Here is a 15,376-nt window from a genome sequence, read left to right on the forward strand (position 1 = left end):
CTGTGTCAGAACATCAGGCCTTCGGGTCGGACGGCTTGCCCGCGAGCTCGCCGGCGGTGTCCTCCGCGCTGAGGCCTTCGGACACGTGTGCCTTGCGGCGCGCGTTGTCCAAGGCCACGGTCTCCTCGAGCGGGTCCGGCGACCACGTGCTGCCCGCCACCGGGTGACCGGCCGAGCCGAGCTTGTTCATCTTCTTCGGCACCGACGCACCCTGATACGCCAGCGGGATCGGGTGACCGTGATCGTCCACCGGCCCCAGCGGCTGATGGATCTCGATGAACTCACCATGCGGCAACCGCTTGATGATCCCCGTCTCCACCCCGTGCTCCAGCACCTCACGGTCAGCACGCTGCAAGCCGATGCAGACCCGGTAGGCGATGACATACGCGATCGGCGGCAGCACCAGCATGCCGATACGACCCATCCACGTCGTCAAGTTCAACGAGATGTCGAACTTGTAGGCGAAGATGTCGTTGCCGCCCATCAGCAGCAACACCATGAAATACGTGATCGCCATCCACCCCAGCGCCGTGCGGACCGGCACGTCCCGCGGACGCTGCAACAGGTTGTGATGCGCGTAGTCCTTGGTCATCCTCCGCTCGATCCACGGATACACCGCCGCGATACCGGTCAGCAACGGCAGACCCAGGATGAACGGCAGGAACGGCGCCGGGATCGTGTAGTTGCCCAGGTAGAACTCCCACGCCGGCCAGATCCGCACCAGACCGTCGGTCCAGCCCATGTACCAGTCCGGCTGCGACCCGGCCGAGACCTGCGCCGGGTTGTACGGGCCGAAGTTCCAGATCGGGTTGATCTGGAACACCCCACCCATGATCGCGATCACACCCACGACGATGGCGAAGAACCCACCGCCCTTCGCCGCGAACACCGGCATGATCCGCACGCCGACGACGTTGGTCTCCTTGCGGCCCACCCCGGGGAACTGGGTGTGCTTCTGGTACCACACCAAGCCCAGGTGCGCGCCGATCAGACCCAGGATGATCGCCGGGATGATCAGGATGTGCGCGGTGTAGAGCATCGGGATGATGTCCGTGCCCGGGAACTCCCCGCCGAACATCAACCAGTTCAACCACGTGCCGATCACCGGGAACGAGATCAGCAACGCCGCCATCACCCGCAGACCGGTACCCGAGAGCAGGTCGTCGGGCAGCGAGTACCCCAGGAAGCCCTCGATCGCACCGAGCATGAACAGCACGATGCCGATGACCCAGTTGATCTCACGCGGCTTGCGGAACGCACCGGTGAAAAAGATCCGGAACATGTGCACCACGATCGCCGCCATGAACAGCAACGCCGCCCAGTGGTGCACCTGACGCACGAACAACCCACCACGGGTCTCGAACGAGATGTCCAGCGTCGAGGCGAACGCCCGCGACATCTCGATCCCGCGCAGGTTCTCGAACGCACCGTTGTAGGTGACCTCGGTCATCGACGGGTCGAAGAACAACGCCAGATACGTACCCGACAACAACAACACGATGAAGCTGTACAACGCGATCTCACCGAGCAGGAACGACCAATGCGTCGGAAAGACCTTGTTGATCTGCTTGCGCAGACCCGAGGCCGGGTGGAACCGCTCATCGGCAGCGTTGGCCGCCGCTCCGGCGACGCGCGCGGCCGCGTTGGCCGGCTTCGTCGGCGTGGTGATGGCACTCATGACTTCCGCTCCCAGAACGCCGGTCCCACAGCCTCGATGAAGTCACTGCGGGCTACCAAGTATCCCTCTTCGTCCACAGTGATCGGAAGCTGGGGAAGAGGACGGGTGGCCGGGCCGAACCGCGGCTTGGCGTACTCGAACACGTCGAACTGCGACTGGTGGCACGGGCAGAGCAGCAGACCGGTCTGCTGCTCGAACAGCGACGTCGGGCAACCCAGGTGCGTGCAGATCTTCGAGTACGCGTACAGGTCCCCGTAGTTGAAGTCCTCCTGGCCCGCACGCTTGACGATGGCCTGGTTCGGCCGCATGCGGATGAGCATGACCGGCGCGTCGGCCCGCTTGAGGGCGGCCACCAGTGCGTGCTCGTCGTTCCGCTCGGACTCGCGGAACGGGAAGACCGTCTCGAAGCCACCCGGCTCGACGTCCTCGGGACGCACCAGGGAGACCTCGTGGAAGTCGCCGGTGTGGCGGCGGAGGTAGACCTTCTCGCCCGGCTTCTCCGGCTTCCAGCTCGTGTGCCACAGCGAGTTCTTGGTCTCGCTGTCCGAGTGCGGGTTCTTGACCAGCGCGCCCAGCGGGACGACCGCGATGCCGAGGCCCATCACGCCGGCGCCGAGACCGGCGGTGCGCTTGATCAGGTTGCGGCGGCCGATGCCGCTGCGCTGGCCGGCGTCGGCGAGCTCCGCGACCAGGGTGGCGCGGTCGACCTCGGCCGAGCGGCCGTCGTGGCGCTGCTGCACCGCGAGCTCGTCGGGCAGGAACTTCTTGGTGTAGAGCAGCGCGCCGATGCCCAGGCCCAGCACCGACAGCCCCAGGAACAGGCCGATCAGCGGGTTGTAGAGCAGGTGCAGCAGGTGGCCCTCGGCGTTCGAGGGGGACTCGTACTGCCACGGCCAGAACAGGAACACGCCGAGGAAGGCGAGACCGGACAGGGCCGAGATCAGGAACCAGATCGCGACCTGGCGCTGAGCGCGACGCTCGGCGCGGGTGCCGGGGACCGGCCACTTCTCCTCGTAGTGGACGAGCTCCACGCCGTCCAGCTTGGTGCCGAGCTTGACGAGGTCGTCCCGGCTCATCTCCGCGAGCTCTGCCTCGCTGGGCAGCTCGGTCGGCTTGTCGCCGCTCATGCCTTGGCTCCGATCCAGAGGGTCACGCCGATGAGCGCGGCGATTCCCACGATGAACGCGATCAAGCCCTCGGACACGGGTCCGAACCCACCAAGGGGGTTACCGCCGGAGTTGTTGTTCCCGTCGGTCACCGACTTGACGTACGCGATGATGTCCTTCTTCTCCTCCGGCGTGAGCTGGCGCTCGCCGAACTTCGGCATGTTCTGCGGGCCGCTCAGCATCGCCGTGTAGATCTGCTCCTCGCTGACCCCGTCGAGCTCCGGCGCGAACTTGCCGGACGACAGCGCGCCGCCACGCCCCGTGAAGTTGTGGCAGCTGGCGCAGTTGAGGCGGAAGAGCTCGCCACCGCGAGCCGGGTTGTCGCCGCGCAGGGCCTCGCCGGACTCGGCGGGCTTCTTCGGGCCCGCACCGCCGTTGGCGTCGATGTAGGCCATCAGCGCGTTGATCTCCTCGGGGGAGAGCTTCGCGGGCTTGCGGATGGCCTGGGCCTCCTGCCGCGCCATGGGCATGCGGCCGGAGGAAGTCTGGAAGTAGACCGCTGCGTCACCGACGCCGATGAGGCTCGGCCCGCGGCCCTCCACACCCTCGAGCGACCTGCCGTGGCAGCTCTGGCAGGTGTTCAGGTAGATCTGCTCGCCCTGGCGGACCAGGGCGTCCTGCTGCTGCGCCTGCGCGGTCTGCGCGGTCGGCGCGAACGCGGTGAACAGCATGCCGGCGCTCAGCAGGCCGAAACCCAGTGCGAGCAGGCCGGCGACCCGGCGGCGCAGCTTCGTGCGGGCGCCGCGGGGGCGTTTCGTAGTGGTGGTCATGGTGTGCGGCAACCCTTGCTGTCAGTTCGGGAGCTCGTGGCTTGGCTGTGTGCCGACTGGGTCAGGGCACGATGTAGATGATGGCGAACAGGCCGATCCACACGACGTCGACGAAGTGCCAGTAGTACGACACGACGATCGCGGAGGTGGCCTGGGCCGGCGTGAACTTGCTGAGCTTCGTCCGGATCAACAGGTAGACGAACGCGATCAGACCGCCGATGACGTGCAGGCCGTGGAAGCCGGTCGTCAGGTAGAAGACCGTGCCGTAGGCCGACGACGGGATCGTGGTCCCCGCGTGGACCAGCTCGACGTACTCACCCGCCTGGCCGCCCACGAAGATCGCGCCCATGATCAGCGTCACGATGTACCAGCGACGCAGACCGAAGACGTCACCGCGCTCCGCCGCGAACACGCCCCACTGACAGGTGAAGGACGACGCGACCAGGATGATCGTGAAGACCGCCGCGTAGGGGACGTTCAGGTGGGTCGGTGGCGGAGGCCAAGGTCCCTCGTTCTGGGCCTTCACCGTGAAGAACATGGCGAAGAGGCCAGCGAAGAACATGAGCTCGCTGGACAGCCAGACGATCGTGCCGACGCTGACCATGTTCGGGCGGTTCAGCGAGTGCACGCGCTGGCCGATTGAAGGCGCTGCCGTGGTCACGAGCAGCATTATTGCCTGCGCTATTTCCGTCCGCCCATCGGGTCCTGGGCGGATCATGGGTCGGCTGGGTCACACGGCGGGTGCTCGCGGAGGAGATGAACGGATGGGTTTGCTGAGCCGATTGCGGGACGTGCTGCGCCGACCGGTCGAGCCGGCGTTGTCGGTGGACGACCCGGACCTCGTCGTGGTGGTCGAGGCGTTCGACATCGTCGAGGCGGATTCGGCGGCGCTCGCGCGTTCCTCGCGGTGGCGGCCCGACGAGCTCGCCGTGCTGCGCCACCACCTGCGCATACCCGCTGAGCAGGTAGAACGCGCGCGTGAGCTGCTGGAGCCGGACGGCTGGGTGGTCGCCTCCGGTGATGTATCGCATATCAGTCGCGTGCAGAAGCTGGACGCGCTGCACTGCTCGCAGGAGCGGTCGCGGATGGCCTCGCTGGCGCAGCGGCTCGGCGGCGAAGCCCTGGGGTGGGACGCCCTGCAACCGGACCGATAGCATCGCCGCGACCTTGGTCACTTTCTTCACGACCCAGTCAGCAGTCGCAGTGGAGGATCGAGAGATGAGCACGCAGACCACGAAGATCCTGGTGTTCAGCCACCGACCCGAGGTGCGTGAGACGATCATCACTGCCGTCGGCCGCCGCCCGGCGCCGGACCTGCCGCGGGTCGAGTACATCGAGGCCAGCGCGATCGCCGACGTGCTGTACGAGGTGGACAACGGCACCGCCGACCTGCTGATCCTCGACGGCGAGGCGCAGCCGACCGGTGGCATGGGCCTCGCCCGCCAGCTCAAGGACGAGATCGCGAACTGCCCGCCGATCGTCGTGGCCGTGCGCCGCAAGGACGACCGCTGGCTCGCGACCTGGTCGCAGGCGGAAGCGGTGCTGGTGCACCCGCTGGACCCGCTGGCCGCCGCCGAGACCGTGGCCGAGGTGCTGCGGGGCTCGGCTCTTCCCGTCGTCAAGGGCTGATCGCGCGATGAGCGAGCGCACCTGGCCGTCGCTGCTCAACCGCCTGCTCGACGGTGTGGACCTCACCGCCGACGACACGGCGTGGGGCATGGACCAGGTCATGTCCGGGGAGGCGACGCCGGCGCAGATCGCGGCGTTCGTCGTGGCCCTGCGCGCCAAGGGCGAGACGCCCGAGGAGGTCGACGGTCTCGCGACGATGATGCTCAACCACGCCCGGCGCTTCGACGTGGGCGTGCGGGCGACCGACATCGTGGGCACCGGCGGCGATCATTCCGGTTCGGTGAACATTTCGACGATGGCCGCGATCGTCACCGCCGCGGCGGGTGTGCCGGTGGTCAAGCACGGCAACCGGGCCGCGTCGTCGCAGTGCGGCACGGCCGACGTGCTGGAGGCGCTGGGCGTCGCGATCGACCTGCCGCCGGACGGCGTGCGGGCGACGGTGGCCGAGCTGGGCATCGGGTTCTGCTTCGCGCCGGTGTTCCACCCCGGCTTCCGGCACGCGGGCCCGGTGCGGCGTGAGATCGGCATCCCGACGTCGTTCAACCTGCTCGGCCCGCTGACGAACCCGGCGCAGCCGCAGGTCGGCCTGATCGGGTGCGCGCGGGCGGCCGCGGCGCCGTTGATCGCGGGCGTGTTCGCCCGGCGGCGCAACACGGCGCTGGTCGTGCGGGGTGACGACGGCCTCGACGAGATCACCACGACCACGACGACGTCGGCGTGGCTCGCGCAGGACGGCGAGGTGCGCGCGGAGACCATCGACCCCGCCGTGCTCGGCGTGAAGCCCGCGCGCGAGGAGGACCTCAAGGGCGGCGACGCGTCGGTCAACGCCCAGGTGGTCCGCGACCTGGTGGCCGGCAAGACCGGCTCGGTGCGCGACGCGGTGCTCGTGAACGCGGCGGGTGCCATCGCGGCGCACGGCGGGTTCTCCGCGGACCTGCACGCCGACCTGGCGGCCTCGCTGGGCCGTGCCGCCGAGGCGGTCGACTCCGGCCGGGCGGCCGAGCTGCTGGGCCGTTGGGTGGAGCTCTCGACGTCGCTGAAGGGCTGAGACACCCGGTTCGGTCACGCGGTGCGTCCGGCGCGTGACCGAGCTGGTGGCGGCTCCGCTTCGGGCGTAGTCCGAGCGAGTGATGGCCTGGAGATGCGCACCACGTGGTAACGCGACGGCAACCGCCACCTGGAATGCTGGAGCCATGGTCCTCTACCCGGTGATGAAGCATGTTGTCGCGCGCGCAGCCCGGATGGTCTACCGCCCGGTGGTCGACGGTCTGGAGAACGTCCCCACCGAGGGCCCGGTCATCCTGGCGGCCAACCACCTCAGCTTCATCGACAGCGTCGTGATCCCGATGGTGGTGCCGCGGCGCGTGTCGTTCCTGGCGAAGGCCGAGTACTTCACCGGCACCGGGTTCAAGGGTGCGATGTCGCGCTGGTTCTTCTCGTCGATGGGCCACGTGCCGGTGCACCGCGGCAAGGGCCGCGACGCCCGTGCCGCGCTCGACACGGCCGCGGAGATCCTGGCGCGGGGCGACGCGTTCGCCATCTACCCCGAGGGCACCCGTTCGCTCGACGGCATGCTGCACCGCGGCCGCACCGGTGTCGCGCGCATGGCGCTGGAGTCCGGGGCGCGGGTGGTGCCGGTCGGCATCATCGGCACGGACAAGGTCCAGCCGGTCGGCAGCAGGTTCCCGAAGATCGTCCCGGTGACCGTCCGGTTCGGCGAGCCGCTCGACTTCAGCCGCTACGACGGCATGCAGGAGTCGCTGCCGGTGCTGCGCAGCGTCACCGACGAGATCATCTACCGCATCCTGGACCTGAGCGGCCAGGAGTACGTCGACGCGTACCAGAAGACCCCGGTCGCCGCGTAGCGCGTCAGCGGCCCGCTGAGGCTGCTCGCAGGACCATTCGGAAGGCCCTCCCCCGCCGGCTCCACGTCGGCGGCGGGAGGGCCTCCGTGCGTTCTCCGGCGTCTGGCGCCGATTGCCGGCTCGCGATGAGTGACCGCGCGATGTACGGCGTGTCGGATATCGGCGAGCTTCCGGATCCGCGAACAGCCGAGGCCCCCTCCGCGGGCGGAGGGGGCCTCGGTCGAGCTGGGTGACATCCGATATATCGGATATCGGTTCTTGCTGGTCGGCCGCGACTGCGTCAGTCGTGGTTGGGACCGGTGTGGTACTCGAACACCAGGCCGCCGACGGCGACCAGCACGAGGATGATCGCGATCACGAGCAGCCAGACGTGCCAGAACGCCACCGCGACACCCGCGGTCGCCGCCGCGGCGGCGAGACCGACCGGCCAGTACGAGCCGGGGCTGAAGAAGCCCAGCTCACCGGCGCCGTCGGAGACCTCGGCCTCGGGGTTGTCCTCGGGACGGACCTCGATGCGGCGGGCGACGAACCGGAAGTAGGTGCCGACGATCAGCGCGAGGCCACCGGTCAGCGCGAGCGCGACCGTGCCGGTGGGCTCGACCGCACCGGTGTCGCGGTGCGTCCAGTAGCCGTAGACGACGGCCATCAGGAACGAGAAGGCCATCACCAGGTCGAATACGCGAGCTTCGATCTTCATCGCGGGGCGGTCCCTACTTCTGGCCCGCGCCGGAGGCCTCGCGGGCCGTCCGGTCGGTGTTGAACGGGGTGGTCGTGGTGGCCAGCGGCGAGCACCAGTCCGCGCAGCCCACCTTGGCGAGCGCCTCGGCCGTGGTGAACGGCTTGCCCGTCTTCTCGTTGATCTCCTTGCGGAACTCGATGTACTTGTCGAAGTCCGCCTGCTCCAGGGCGCGGACCTCGAAGTTCATCACCGCGTGGTAGGAGCCGCAGAGCTCGGCACACCGACCGACGAACGCACCGGGACGCTTGATCTCGTCGATCTGGAAGACGTTGTCCTGGTTGTTCTTCTTCGGCGCCGGGAAGACGTCCCGCTTGAAGTGGAACTCCGGCACGAAGAACGAGTGGATGACGTCGGTCGACTCCAGCGTGAACTGCACGCGCTTGCCGGCCGGCAGCACCAGGATCGGGATCTCACCCGAGGTGCCGACCGTGCTGACGACGTTGCCGGCCTCGGTCTTGTGGTCCGGGTACTGGAACTCCCAGTTCCACTGGAACGCGATGACGTCGACGTTCACGTCCGGCTTGCCCGACTTGTCCGTCACGTAGTTCTGCGTGACGGCCGTGAAGTAGAACAACACCGCGACGATCACCGTCGGCACGACGATGAGCACGATCTCCAGCGGGAGGTTGTACGCCGTCTGACGCGGCAGCTCCTCCGACTTCTTGCGGTGGAACGCGACCGACCACAGGATCAGGCCCCACACGATGACGCCGACGACGAGCGCGGCGATCACGGACCAGGTCCAGAGCTCGCGCATCTTCTCGGCCTGCGGCGTGACGGCCACCGGCCAGCCGAAGCGCAGCACCTCGTCCGTGGAGCAACCGGTGGCCCCGATACCGACCAGGCCTACCAGCCCGGCGGTCTTCGCCAGCCGGGATGCCCTGGTGCCCTCCTTCAGGCCCACTGCTCGCCCGCCTCCTCGTTCCATGCCAACGGATCAAGCGGAGCGTAGCCCAGCGCATGAGGACTCACCCCTCGGGGGCACCGCCGCTGCGGTGCAGTTTCGGTCACACAGAGCCCCTTGGGCATACTGAAGTCTTCCCCTTCGTATTTCTGAGAGGTGCGAGAGCCTTGTGCGGCCTGGCAGGACTTGTTTGCCCTAGCGAGAACGAGGCCGAGAGCGCCCGCCCGGCTGTCGAGGCCGCGCTGCGTTGCATGCGGCACCGGGGTCCCGACGAGAGCGGCACGCGGCGGGTCGACGAGGTCGTCTTCGGCTTCAACCGCCTCGCCATCATCGACATCGAGCACTCCCACCAGCCGCTCACCTGGGGGCCGCCGGAGTCGCCGAACCGGTACACGATCAACTTCAACGGCGAGATCTACAACTACCTGGAGCTGCGCGCCGAGCTCACCGAGTCCTACGGCGCGGTCTTCCACACCGACGGCGACACCGAGACGATCGTCGCCGCCTACCACTACTTCGGCGCCGCGGCGATCTCGAAGCTGCGCGGCATGTTCGCCTTCATCATCTGGGACGCCGAGCGCCGGGTGCTGTTCGGCGGCCGCGACCCGTTCGGCATCAAGCCGCTGTACTGGGCGCAGGGGGCGCTCGGGGTCGCGTTCTCCAGCGAGAAGAAGATCCTGCTGGAGATCTCCCGCACGCTGGGCATCAACCCGCAGATGAACGTCAGGGGCCTGCAGCAGTACCTGACCCTGCAGTACGTGCCGGAGCCCGACTCGCTGCACGACTCGATCCACCGCGTCGAGTCCGGTCACTCGTTCACGCTGGTCCCCGGCGAGGCGCCGCGGTTCGAGCGGTACTTCCCGGCGGAGTTCCGGGTGCGCACGGTCCGCAGCGAGGCCGAGGCGGAGGCGCTCTACGACGAGATCACCGCCGCGCTGCGCGACTCGGTCGCCAAGCACATGCGCGCGGACGTGACGGTCGGCTCGTTCCTGTCCGGCGGCATCGACTCGACGGTGGTCGCGGCGCTGGCCAAGGAGCACAACCCGGACCTGATCACGTTCACCACCGGCTTCGAGCGCCAGGGCTTCTCCGAGGTCGACGTGGCGGCCGAGTCGGCGGCGCTGATCGGCGTGAAGCACGTCGTCCGCACGGTCAGCCCGCAGGAGATGATGGACTCGCTGCCGCTGATCACCTGGTACCTCGACGACCCGGTGGCCGACCCGGCGCTGGTGCCGCTGTGGTTCATCGCGCGCGAGGCGCGTGAGCACGTCAAGGTCGTGCTGTCCGGTGAGGGCGCCGACGAGCTGTTCGGCGGGTACACGATCTACCGCGAGCCGTTGTCGCTGTCGGCGTTCGAGAAGGTGCCGGGCGCGCTGCGCAAGGCGATGGGCAAGGTCTCGACGAAGATCCCGCAGGGCGTGCGCGGCAAGGACCTGCTGCGTCGTGGCGCGCTGACGCTGGAGGAGCGCTACTACGGCAACGCGCGCATCTTCCTCGACCCGCAGCTGCGCGAGGTCCTGCGCACGTACGACCCGAACACCTCGCACATGGACGTCACGGCCCAGCCGTACCGCGAGTCGCGGCACTGGGACCCGGTCACGCGCATGCAGCACGTCGACCTGTTCACGTGGCTGCGCGGCGACATCCTGGTCAAGGCCGACAAGATGACCATGGCGAACTCGCTGGAGCTGCGCGTCCCGTTCCTGGACCCGGAGGTCTTCAAGATCGCCTCGCAGATCCCGAGCGAGCTGAAGATCACCAAGGACACCACGAAGTTCGCGCTGCGCAAGGCGATCCGCGACATCGTGCCCGCGCACGTGCTGAACCGCCGCAAGCTCGGCTTCCCGGTGCCGATCCGGCACTGGCTCAAGGACGAGATGCACGACTGGGCCGTCGAGCACGTGCGTGCGTCGCAGACCGACCAGTACATCGACAAGCAGGCCGTGCTGCGGTTGATCGAGGAGCACCGGTCGGGCGTGCTCGACCACAGCCGCCGCATCTGGGCGCTGCTGGTGTTCATGATCTGGCACGGCATCTTCGTCGAGGACCGCATCCACCCGGTGGTGCCGGAGCCGCACTACCCGGTCAAGCTCTAGCCCCCAGCCGACCAGCTCCAGCCGGAAGGGCCCCTCCGCGGAGGGGCCCTTGCGCGTTTCTGCTGCCGGTGTGCGAGCTACTTGCGGCCTTGTGCACTGCACATCGCATATGAGCTGACGACGGTCTCGGGCGCCGCCATGAGCTCCTGGTAGCGGTCGAACTCGGCGTCGGAGAGCGGGAGCTTCGCCCGCGCGTGGCGAGCAGTCGTCGCGAGCAGCCGGCAGCCGGGCGAGCCGCCCTCCCACTCCCGCACCTCGCGCGAGCCGCTGACGTCGTGCAGGCCCGTGTCGGCCAGCGCGCGTTCGATGCGAGCTCCCCAGGCGAGCTCGGCGCCCGCCTGTTCGAGCAACGTGAGCAGGGCGTTCTTGACCCGCATGATGAGCTTCGCGTCGTCGGGAGCGGCGGTCAGCACCTCGAGCGGGAGGCAGTCGAACTCGTCGAGCACGAGCCAGCCGCCGGGGCGCAACGAGTCGCGCAGCTTGCGCAGGACGAGGTCGCGGGCGGGGAGGTGGAAGAGCACACCTCGGGCGTGGACCAGGTCGAACGCGTTCCCCGGCAAGATGTTGGACACCACGTCGTGTTCGAGGACGGTGACGTTGTCGCGCTCCTCCAGCCGCGAGACGTCGAGGTCGGTGACCGTCACGTGGCCGGACGGCGCGACGACGTCGGCGAGCCAGTTCGCCACCGAGCCACCGCCACCACCGACTTCCAGGCAACGCCAGCCGTCTGTGATGCCGAGCCGCTCGACGCGGGCGAAGGTGCCCGCGTCGAGCAGGGAGCTCAGCGCGTCGAACTGCGGGTCGAGCGACTCAGCGGAGTCGCCGAACAGGTACGTCCCCATCGTCCGATCATGGCAGGACGGGAGCGATCTCCTCAGCAGCTTCGTCGCCAAAGGCGCCGCGGATGCGGGCCAGCGCCGGCTCGCGCTCGAGCTTCCACTCCTGTGTGCCGACGGTTTCGAGCACCTCGACGGCGATCAGCGAACCGAGCTGGGCCGCCCGCTCCAGGCTGAGCCCGGCGGACGTGCCGGCCAGGAACCCGGCGCGGAAGCCGTCGCCGACACCGGTCGGGTCGGTCTTCGCGACCTCGGGAACGGCCGGGACGTGCAGCGAGAAGCCGTCGCGGTCGACGATCTCGACGCCCTTGGCGCCGAGGGTGGTGATCCGGCGGCCGACCCTGGCCAGCACGTCGGCCTCGGTCCACCCCGTCTTCTGCAGCAGCAGCTCCCACTCGTAGTCGTTGCTGAAGAGGTACTCGGCGCCCTCGACGAAGGTGCGCGCCTGGGCGCCGTCCATGCGGGCGAGCTGCTGCGACGGGTCGACGGCGAACCTGTAGCCGCGCTGACGGCACTCCTCGGCGTGGCGGAGCATGGCGGCGGGGTCGTCCGGGCTGATCACGACGAGCTCGAGGTTCTCGACGCGGCTCGCGATGGGGGCGAGCTCGATGTTGCGCGCCTCGGCCATGGCACCGGCGTAGAAGGAGGCGATCTGGCACATGTCGTCGTCCGTGGTGCAGACGAACCGGGCGGTGTGCGCGACCTCGGAGACGTACACGCCGGAGGTGTCGACGCCGTGCCGCTCCAGCCACGAGCGGTAGTCGTCGAAGTCCTTGCCGACGGCGCCCACGAGCACCGGCCGCACGCCCAGCACACCGAGCCCGAACGCGATGTTCGCGCCGATGCCACCGCGGCGGACGACGAGGTCGTCGACCAGGAAGCTCAGCGACACCCGGTCGAGACGCTCCGCTACCAACTGGTCCGCGAAACGGCCCGGAAAGTGCATGAGATGGTCGGTCGCGATGCTGCCGCACACGGCTACCGGCACCAGTCGGCCCTCATTTCTTGTTGCTCTACGTGATAGCTCACCCGGACGAGTGCAGCTCTGAAGACTACCGTTTGGTAGGGCTACCGCAGGTCAGGCCACCGGCATACGGTCGAGCGGTGACGATCCCCGAGGCGACCACGATGAGTGAGCTGATCGACGACTGCGCTCAGCTCCCCTTCGCTCTGACCCACCCCGAGCACCCCCTGCCCGCCCCGCGGGCTGCCGTGTCCTGGCAGATCGACGACCGCAGCACGAGCCAGGTCGAGGGCCTGGCCGAGTACGGCGTCTGAGCTCCAGGTCCGCGGTTCTGACTTCGGGGTCTGCCTCATCAGGTCCCAGTCTGTCCGGACATCGCCTGGCAGATTCCCTGGTCCACGACTTTTTGGTGCACACAGCGCGAGGCCGCGTTCCCGATGCGGGAACGCGGCCTCGCGCGTGTTCGCCTTAGTGGAACGAGTCGCCGCAGGCGCAGGACCCGCCGGCGTTCGGGTTGTCGATCGTGAAGCCCTGCTTCTCGATCGTGTCCACGAAGTCGATGACAGCGCCTTCGACGTACGGGGCGCTCATGCGGTCAACGGCGACCTTCATGCCGTTGAAGTCCACCATCGCGTCGCCGTCGAGCGTGCGCTCGTCGAAGAACAGCTGGTACTTCAGGCCCGCACAACCGCCGGGCTGGACGGCGATGCGCAGGTGCATGTCGTCGCGGCCCTCCTGGTCGAGCAGGGCCTTGGCCTTGACGGCGGCCGACTCGGTCAGCGTCACGCCGTGGGTCGGCGCCTCGGAGGTCGAAGCGGCATCCTGAGCGGTCGTCATGGCTCTCCTAAGAGGTCCTTTGCGGGCGGTTCGCCCCTCAACAACACGGGCGTGCCCCGCTTTGTTCCACTTCCCATGGTCCCACAAGGCGCCCGCATGTCGAACGTCACGTAGACCACTACCGCCGCGAACCGATATATCAGCGGGCCGATATATCAGCGCGACCACTGGCGAGCTACGTGCCCGGCCGTTGCAATGAGACTTTTGCGGGCGTCCGCAATCGACTTTTGCACGGAGCCGACGTGCTCGGAGACGGAGTAGGCGTCCTGGACGCCGGCGGCGGCCATCTCGCGGCGGCCGACGGTGACCTGGCCGGCGATGGCGAGGCAGGGGACGGCGCGGTCGGCGGCGCCCGCGGCGACGGCGGTGATGAGCTTGCCGCGCAGGGACTGCCAGTCGAAGCTGCCCTCGCCGGTGATGACGAGGTCGGTGTCGTCGAGGGCGGCGTCGAGGCGGGTGAGCTCGCGGACGAGGCCGGCGCCGGACTCGACGGTGGCGCCGAGGGAGAGCAGTGCGGCGCCGAGGCCGCCTGCCGCGCCTGCTCCCGGTGTGTTGGACACCGGGGTCAGCACATCCATGGCGGCGAGCTTGGCTTCGAGGCGTTCGACGGCTTCCGGGGTCGCGCCCTTCTGCGGGCCGAACGTGCGGGCCGCGCCGTGCGGGCCGAGCAGCGGGTTCTCCACGTCGGACGCTGCCACCAGCGACATGTCGGTCAGGTCGACGGCGGCGTCGGACAGTGCGGCGAGCATGCCCGCGCCGCCGTCGGTGGTGCCGGAGCCGCCGAGGCCGACGACGATGACGTCGTTGTCGGCCGCGGCTGCCGCGACGAGCTCGCCGACGCCTCGGGTGGTGGCGGTCTCGCAGGACTCGGCGCGGAGCTCGGCCGGGATGAGGTGCAGGCCGCACGCCTCGGCGGACTCGATGTAGGCCGTGCGCGTGCCATTGGTGTGGTGCTGCAGGTAGCGGGCTTCGACCGGTGTGCCCAGGGGGCCCGTCACGGTGACATATCGGATATCGCCGTCCAGAGCGGCGTGCAGGACGTCGACGAAGCCGGGGCCTCCGTCGGCCAGGGGGCGTTGGACGACGACGTCGTCGGGCTTGGCGTCGTGCCAGCCGGTGGCGATGGCCTCGGCGGCCTCGCGGGCGGTCAAGGTGCCGCCGAAGCAGTCCGGGGCGATGAGTACGCGCACCTCGCGAAAGGTACAGAAGAACCACTGCCCTACCCTGGTGGTGTGAGGTTCCTGCGCCGCAACTCCGACGACACCGCCACCGCCACCGCCACCGACGCACCCGCGCCGGAGGCCGAGCTCGCCGAGCCGCTCGACCGGAACCGGACCGCGGGCAAGGGCCGGGCGACGCCGAAGCGCCGGGAAGCGCAGGCCAGGCGCAGCGGTCCCGTCCCGCCGCCGCCCCGCACGCAGCGCGAGGCGTTCAAGCGCATGCGCGGCAACAAGGTGAGCAAGGAAGAGCGCCGTGCCGCCGCGGCCGACCGGCGTGCGCGCATGATGGCGGGCGACGAGAAGTACCTGCCGGTGCGCGACCGCGGGCCGGTCAAGGCCTACATCCGCGACCTGGTGGACTCGCGGCGCAACCTCATGGGTCTGTTCATGCCGCTCGCGATCCTGGTGTTCGTGGCGCTGCTGACCCCGTCGCTGGCGGTCCAGCGGTACGCGACGCTCGCGACGACCTTCATGCTGATCGCGATGATCATCGAGGGCTTCGTCCTCGGCCGGATCGTCACGAAGCGGGTGCGGGAGAAGTTCCCGACCGAGCCGATCAAGGGCATCTCGATCGGCTGGTACTCGTTCATCCGCGCGAGCCAGCTGCGCAAGCTGCGCATCCCCAAGCCGCGGGTGGGTCCCGGCGACGCGGTCAAGTAGGACGCCGCCGAC

Annotated in this window: 17 protein-coding genes; 7 read left to right on the forward strand and 10 right to left on the reverse strand. The window is 68.8% G+C overall.

Annotated features, from left to right (window positions below):
- Positions 1-13: 13 nt before the first annotated feature.
- The 4 genes from qcrB to ctaE all read right to left on the reverse strand — a co-directional run bounded on the left by qcrB (position 14) and on the right by ctaE (position 4,284).
- Positions 14-1,678, reverse strand: a complete 1,665-nt coding sequence (qcrB, locus tag BBK82_RS02250; protein WP_065913482.1) for a cytochrome bc1 complex cytochrome b subunit — start codon at positions 1,676-1,678, stop codon at positions 14-16.
- Positions 1,675-2,805 (reverse strand): cytochrome bc1 complex Rieske iron-sulfur subunit, encoded by a 1,131-nt coding sequence (qcrA, locus tag BBK82_RS02255; protein ID WP_065913483.1) that lies wholly within the window; start codon positions 2,803-2,805, stop codon positions 1,675-1,677. Before qcrA ends, qcrB begins: the two co-directional genes overlap by 4 nt.
- Complete coding sequence (qcrC, locus tag BBK82_RS02260) at positions 2,802-3,614, reverse strand: cytochrome bc1 complex diheme cytochrome c subunit (RefSeq protein ID WP_065913484.1); 813 nt, start codon at positions 3,612-3,614, stop codon at positions 2,802-2,804. Before qcrC ends, qcrA begins: the two co-directional genes overlap by 4 nt.
- 61 nt (positions 3,615-3,675) lie before the next feature.
- A complete protein-coding gene (gene ctaE / locus BBK82_RS02265; protein WP_065913485.1) occupies positions 3,676-4,284 on the reverse strand; it encodes an aa3-type cytochrome oxidase subunit III in 609 nt (202 codons plus the stop codon).
- 94 nt (positions 4,285-4,378) lie between these two features.
- On the opposite strand from ctaE, the gene BBK82_RS02270 reads away from it, so the two are divergent.
- The 4 genes from BBK82_RS02270 (at position 4,379) to BBK82_RS02285 (ending at position 7,108) form a co-directional block, all read left to right on the forward strand.
- Positions 4,379-4,768 (forward strand): hypothetical protein, encoded by a 390-nt coding sequence (locus tag BBK82_RS02270; protein WP_065913486.1) that lies wholly within the window; start codon positions 4,379-4,381, stop codon positions 4,766-4,768.
- 64 nt (positions 4,769-4,832) lie between these two features.
- A complete protein-coding gene (locus BBK82_RS02275) occupies positions 4,833-5,243 on the forward strand; it encodes a hypothetical protein (protein ID WP_065913487.1) in 411 nt (136 codons plus the stop codon).
- A gap of 7 nt (positions 5,244-5,250) precedes the next feature.
- Positions 5,251-6,291 carry an anthranilate phosphoribosyltransferase gene (gene trpD / locus BBK82_RS02280; RefSeq protein WP_065913488.1) on the forward strand — a complete coding sequence of 347 codons (1,041 nt, stop codon included), beginning with the start codon at positions 5,251-5,253 and terminating at the stop codon, positions 6,289-6,291.
- 145 nt (positions 6,292-6,436) lie between these two features.
- The gene (locus BBK82_RS02285) at positions 6,437-7,108 is read left to right on the forward strand and encodes a lysophospholipid acyltransferase family protein (protein ID WP_065913489.1); all 672 of its coding nucleotides are present in this window, start codon (positions 6,437-6,439) and stop codon (positions 7,106-7,108) included.
- Between the two features lie 280 nt (positions 7,109-7,388).
- On the opposite strand, the gene BBK82_RS02290 is transcribed toward BBK82_RS02285, so the two are convergent.
- On the reverse strand, positions 7,389-7,805 hold the full coding sequence (locus BBK82_RS02290) for a cytochrome c oxidase subunit 4 (RefSeq protein WP_065913490.1): 417 nt from the start codon (positions 7,803-7,805) through the stop codon (positions 7,389-7,391).
- A gap of 13 nt (positions 7,806-7,818) precedes the next feature.
- A complete protein-coding gene (ctaC, locus tag BBK82_RS02295) occupies positions 7,819-8,751 on the reverse strand; it encodes an aa3-type cytochrome oxidase subunit II (RefSeq protein WP_237048009.1) in 933 nt (310 codons plus the stop codon).
- A 167-nt stretch (positions 8,752-8,918) separates the two neighbouring features.
- On the opposite strand from ctaC, the gene asnB reads away from it, so the two are divergent.
- Positions 8,919-10,847: an asparagine synthase (glutamine-hydrolyzing) gene (gene asnB, locus BBK82_RS02300; protein WP_065913491.1), complete on the forward strand. Its 1,929-nt coding sequence runs from the start codon at positions 8,919-8,921 to the stop codon at positions 10,845-10,847.
- 77 nt (positions 10,848-10,924) lie between these two features.
- Here asnB and BBK82_RS02305 read toward each other — a convergent pair whose 3' ends face one another.
- Together BBK82_RS02305 and BBK82_RS02310 are read right to left on the reverse strand one after the other, a co-directional pair.
- Positions 10,925-11,689, reverse strand: coding sequence for a class I SAM-dependent methyltransferase (locus tag BBK82_RS02305; RefSeq protein WP_065913492.1), 765 nt, complete (start codon positions 11,687-11,689; stop codon positions 10,925-10,927).
- A gap of 7 nt (positions 11,690-11,696) precedes the next feature.
- Positions 11,697-12,629: a carbohydrate kinase family protein gene (locus BBK82_RS02310; RefSeq protein ID WP_065920773.1), complete on the reverse strand. Its 933-nt coding sequence runs from the start codon at positions 12,627-12,629 to the stop codon at positions 11,697-11,699.
- A 158-nt stretch (positions 12,630-12,787) separates the two neighbouring features.
- Here BBK82_RS02310 and BBK82_RS49625 point away from each other — a divergent pair, with 158 nt between their 5' ends.
- Positions 12,788-12,961, forward strand: a complete 174-nt coding sequence (locus tag BBK82_RS49625; RefSeq protein WP_154697001.1) for a hypothetical protein — start codon at positions 12,788-12,790, stop codon at positions 12,959-12,961.
- A gap of 154 nt (positions 12,962-13,115) precedes the next feature.
- On the opposite strand, the gene BBK82_RS02315 is transcribed toward BBK82_RS49625, so the two are convergent.
- Positions 13,116-13,484: a HesB/IscA family protein gene (locus tag BBK82_RS02315; protein WP_065913493.1), complete on the reverse strand. Its 369-nt coding sequence runs from the start codon at positions 13,482-13,484 to the stop codon at positions 13,116-13,118.
- Between the two features lie 155 nt (positions 13,485-13,639).
- Positions 13,640-14,674 carry a glycerate kinase family protein gene (locus tag BBK82_RS02320; RefSeq protein ID WP_065913494.1) on the reverse strand — a complete coding sequence of 345 codons (1,035 nt, stop codon included), beginning with the start codon at positions 14,672-14,674 and terminating at the stop codon, positions 13,640-13,642.
- Between the two features lie 42 nt (positions 14,675-14,716).
- On the opposite strand from BBK82_RS02320, the gene BBK82_RS02325 reads away from it, so the two are divergent.
- Entirely contained in the window at positions 14,717-15,364 is a 648-nt protein-coding gene (locus BBK82_RS02325) for a DUF3043 domain-containing protein (protein ID WP_065913495.1), read from the forward strand.
- Positions 15,365-15,376 lie beyond the last annotated feature (12 nt).

Origin of the sequence: Lentzea guizhouensis (genome assembly GCF_001701025.1) — a bacterium.
GTDB classification, from domain to species: domain Bacteria; phylum Actinomycetota; class Actinomycetes; order Mycobacteriales; family Pseudonocardiaceae; genus Lentzea; species Lentzea guizhouensis.

Excerpts from the sequence above, each read along its gene's own strand:
- qcrB (WP_065913482.1), bottom strand. The coding sequence starts at position 1,678 with ATGAGTGCCATCACCACGCCGACGAAGCCGGCCAACGCGGCCGCGCGC.
- qcrA (WP_065913483.1), bottom strand. The coding sequence starts at position 2,805 with ATGAGCGGCGACAAGCCGACCGAGCTGCCCAGCGAGGCAGAGCTCGCG.
- qcrC (WP_065913484.1), bottom strand. The coding sequence starts at position 3,614 with ATGACCACCACTACGAAACGCCCCCGCGGCGCCCGCACGAAGCTGCGC.
- ctaE (WP_065913485.1), bottom strand. The coding sequence starts at position 4,284 with ATGCTGCTCGTGACCACGGCAGCGCCTTCAATCGGCCAGCGCGTGCAC.
- BBK82_RS02270 (WP_065913486.1), top strand. The coding sequence starts at position 4,379 with ATGGGTTTGCTGAGCCGATTGCGGGACGTGCTGCGCCGACCGGTCGAG.
- BBK82_RS02275 (WP_065913487.1), top strand. The coding sequence starts at position 4,833 with ATGAGCACGCAGACCACGAAGATCCTGGTGTTCAGCCACCGACCCGAG.
- trpD (WP_065913488.1), top strand. The coding sequence starts at position 5,251 with ATGAGCGAGCGCACCTGGCCGTCGCTGCTCAACCGCCTGCTCGACGGT.
- BBK82_RS02285 (WP_065913489.1), top strand. The coding sequence starts at position 6,437 with ATGGTCCTCTACCCGGTGATGAAGCATGTTGTCGCGCGCGCAGCCCGG.
- BBK82_RS02290 (WP_065913490.1), bottom strand. The coding sequence starts at position 7,805 with ATGAAGATCGAAGCTCGCGTATTCGACCTGGTGATGGCCTTCTCGTTC.
- BBK82_RS02305 (WP_065913492.1), bottom strand. The coding sequence starts at position 11,689 with ATGGGGACGTACCTGTTCGGCGACTCCGCTGAGTCGCTCGACCCGCAG.
- BBK82_RS02310 (WP_065920773.1), bottom strand. The coding sequence starts at position 12,629 with ATGCACTTTCCGGGCCGTTTCGCGGACCAGTTGGTAGCGGAGCGTCTC.
- BBK82_RS02315 (WP_065913493.1), bottom strand. The coding sequence starts at position 13,484 with ATGACGACCGCTCAGGATGCCGCTTCGACCTCCGAGGCGCCGACCCAC.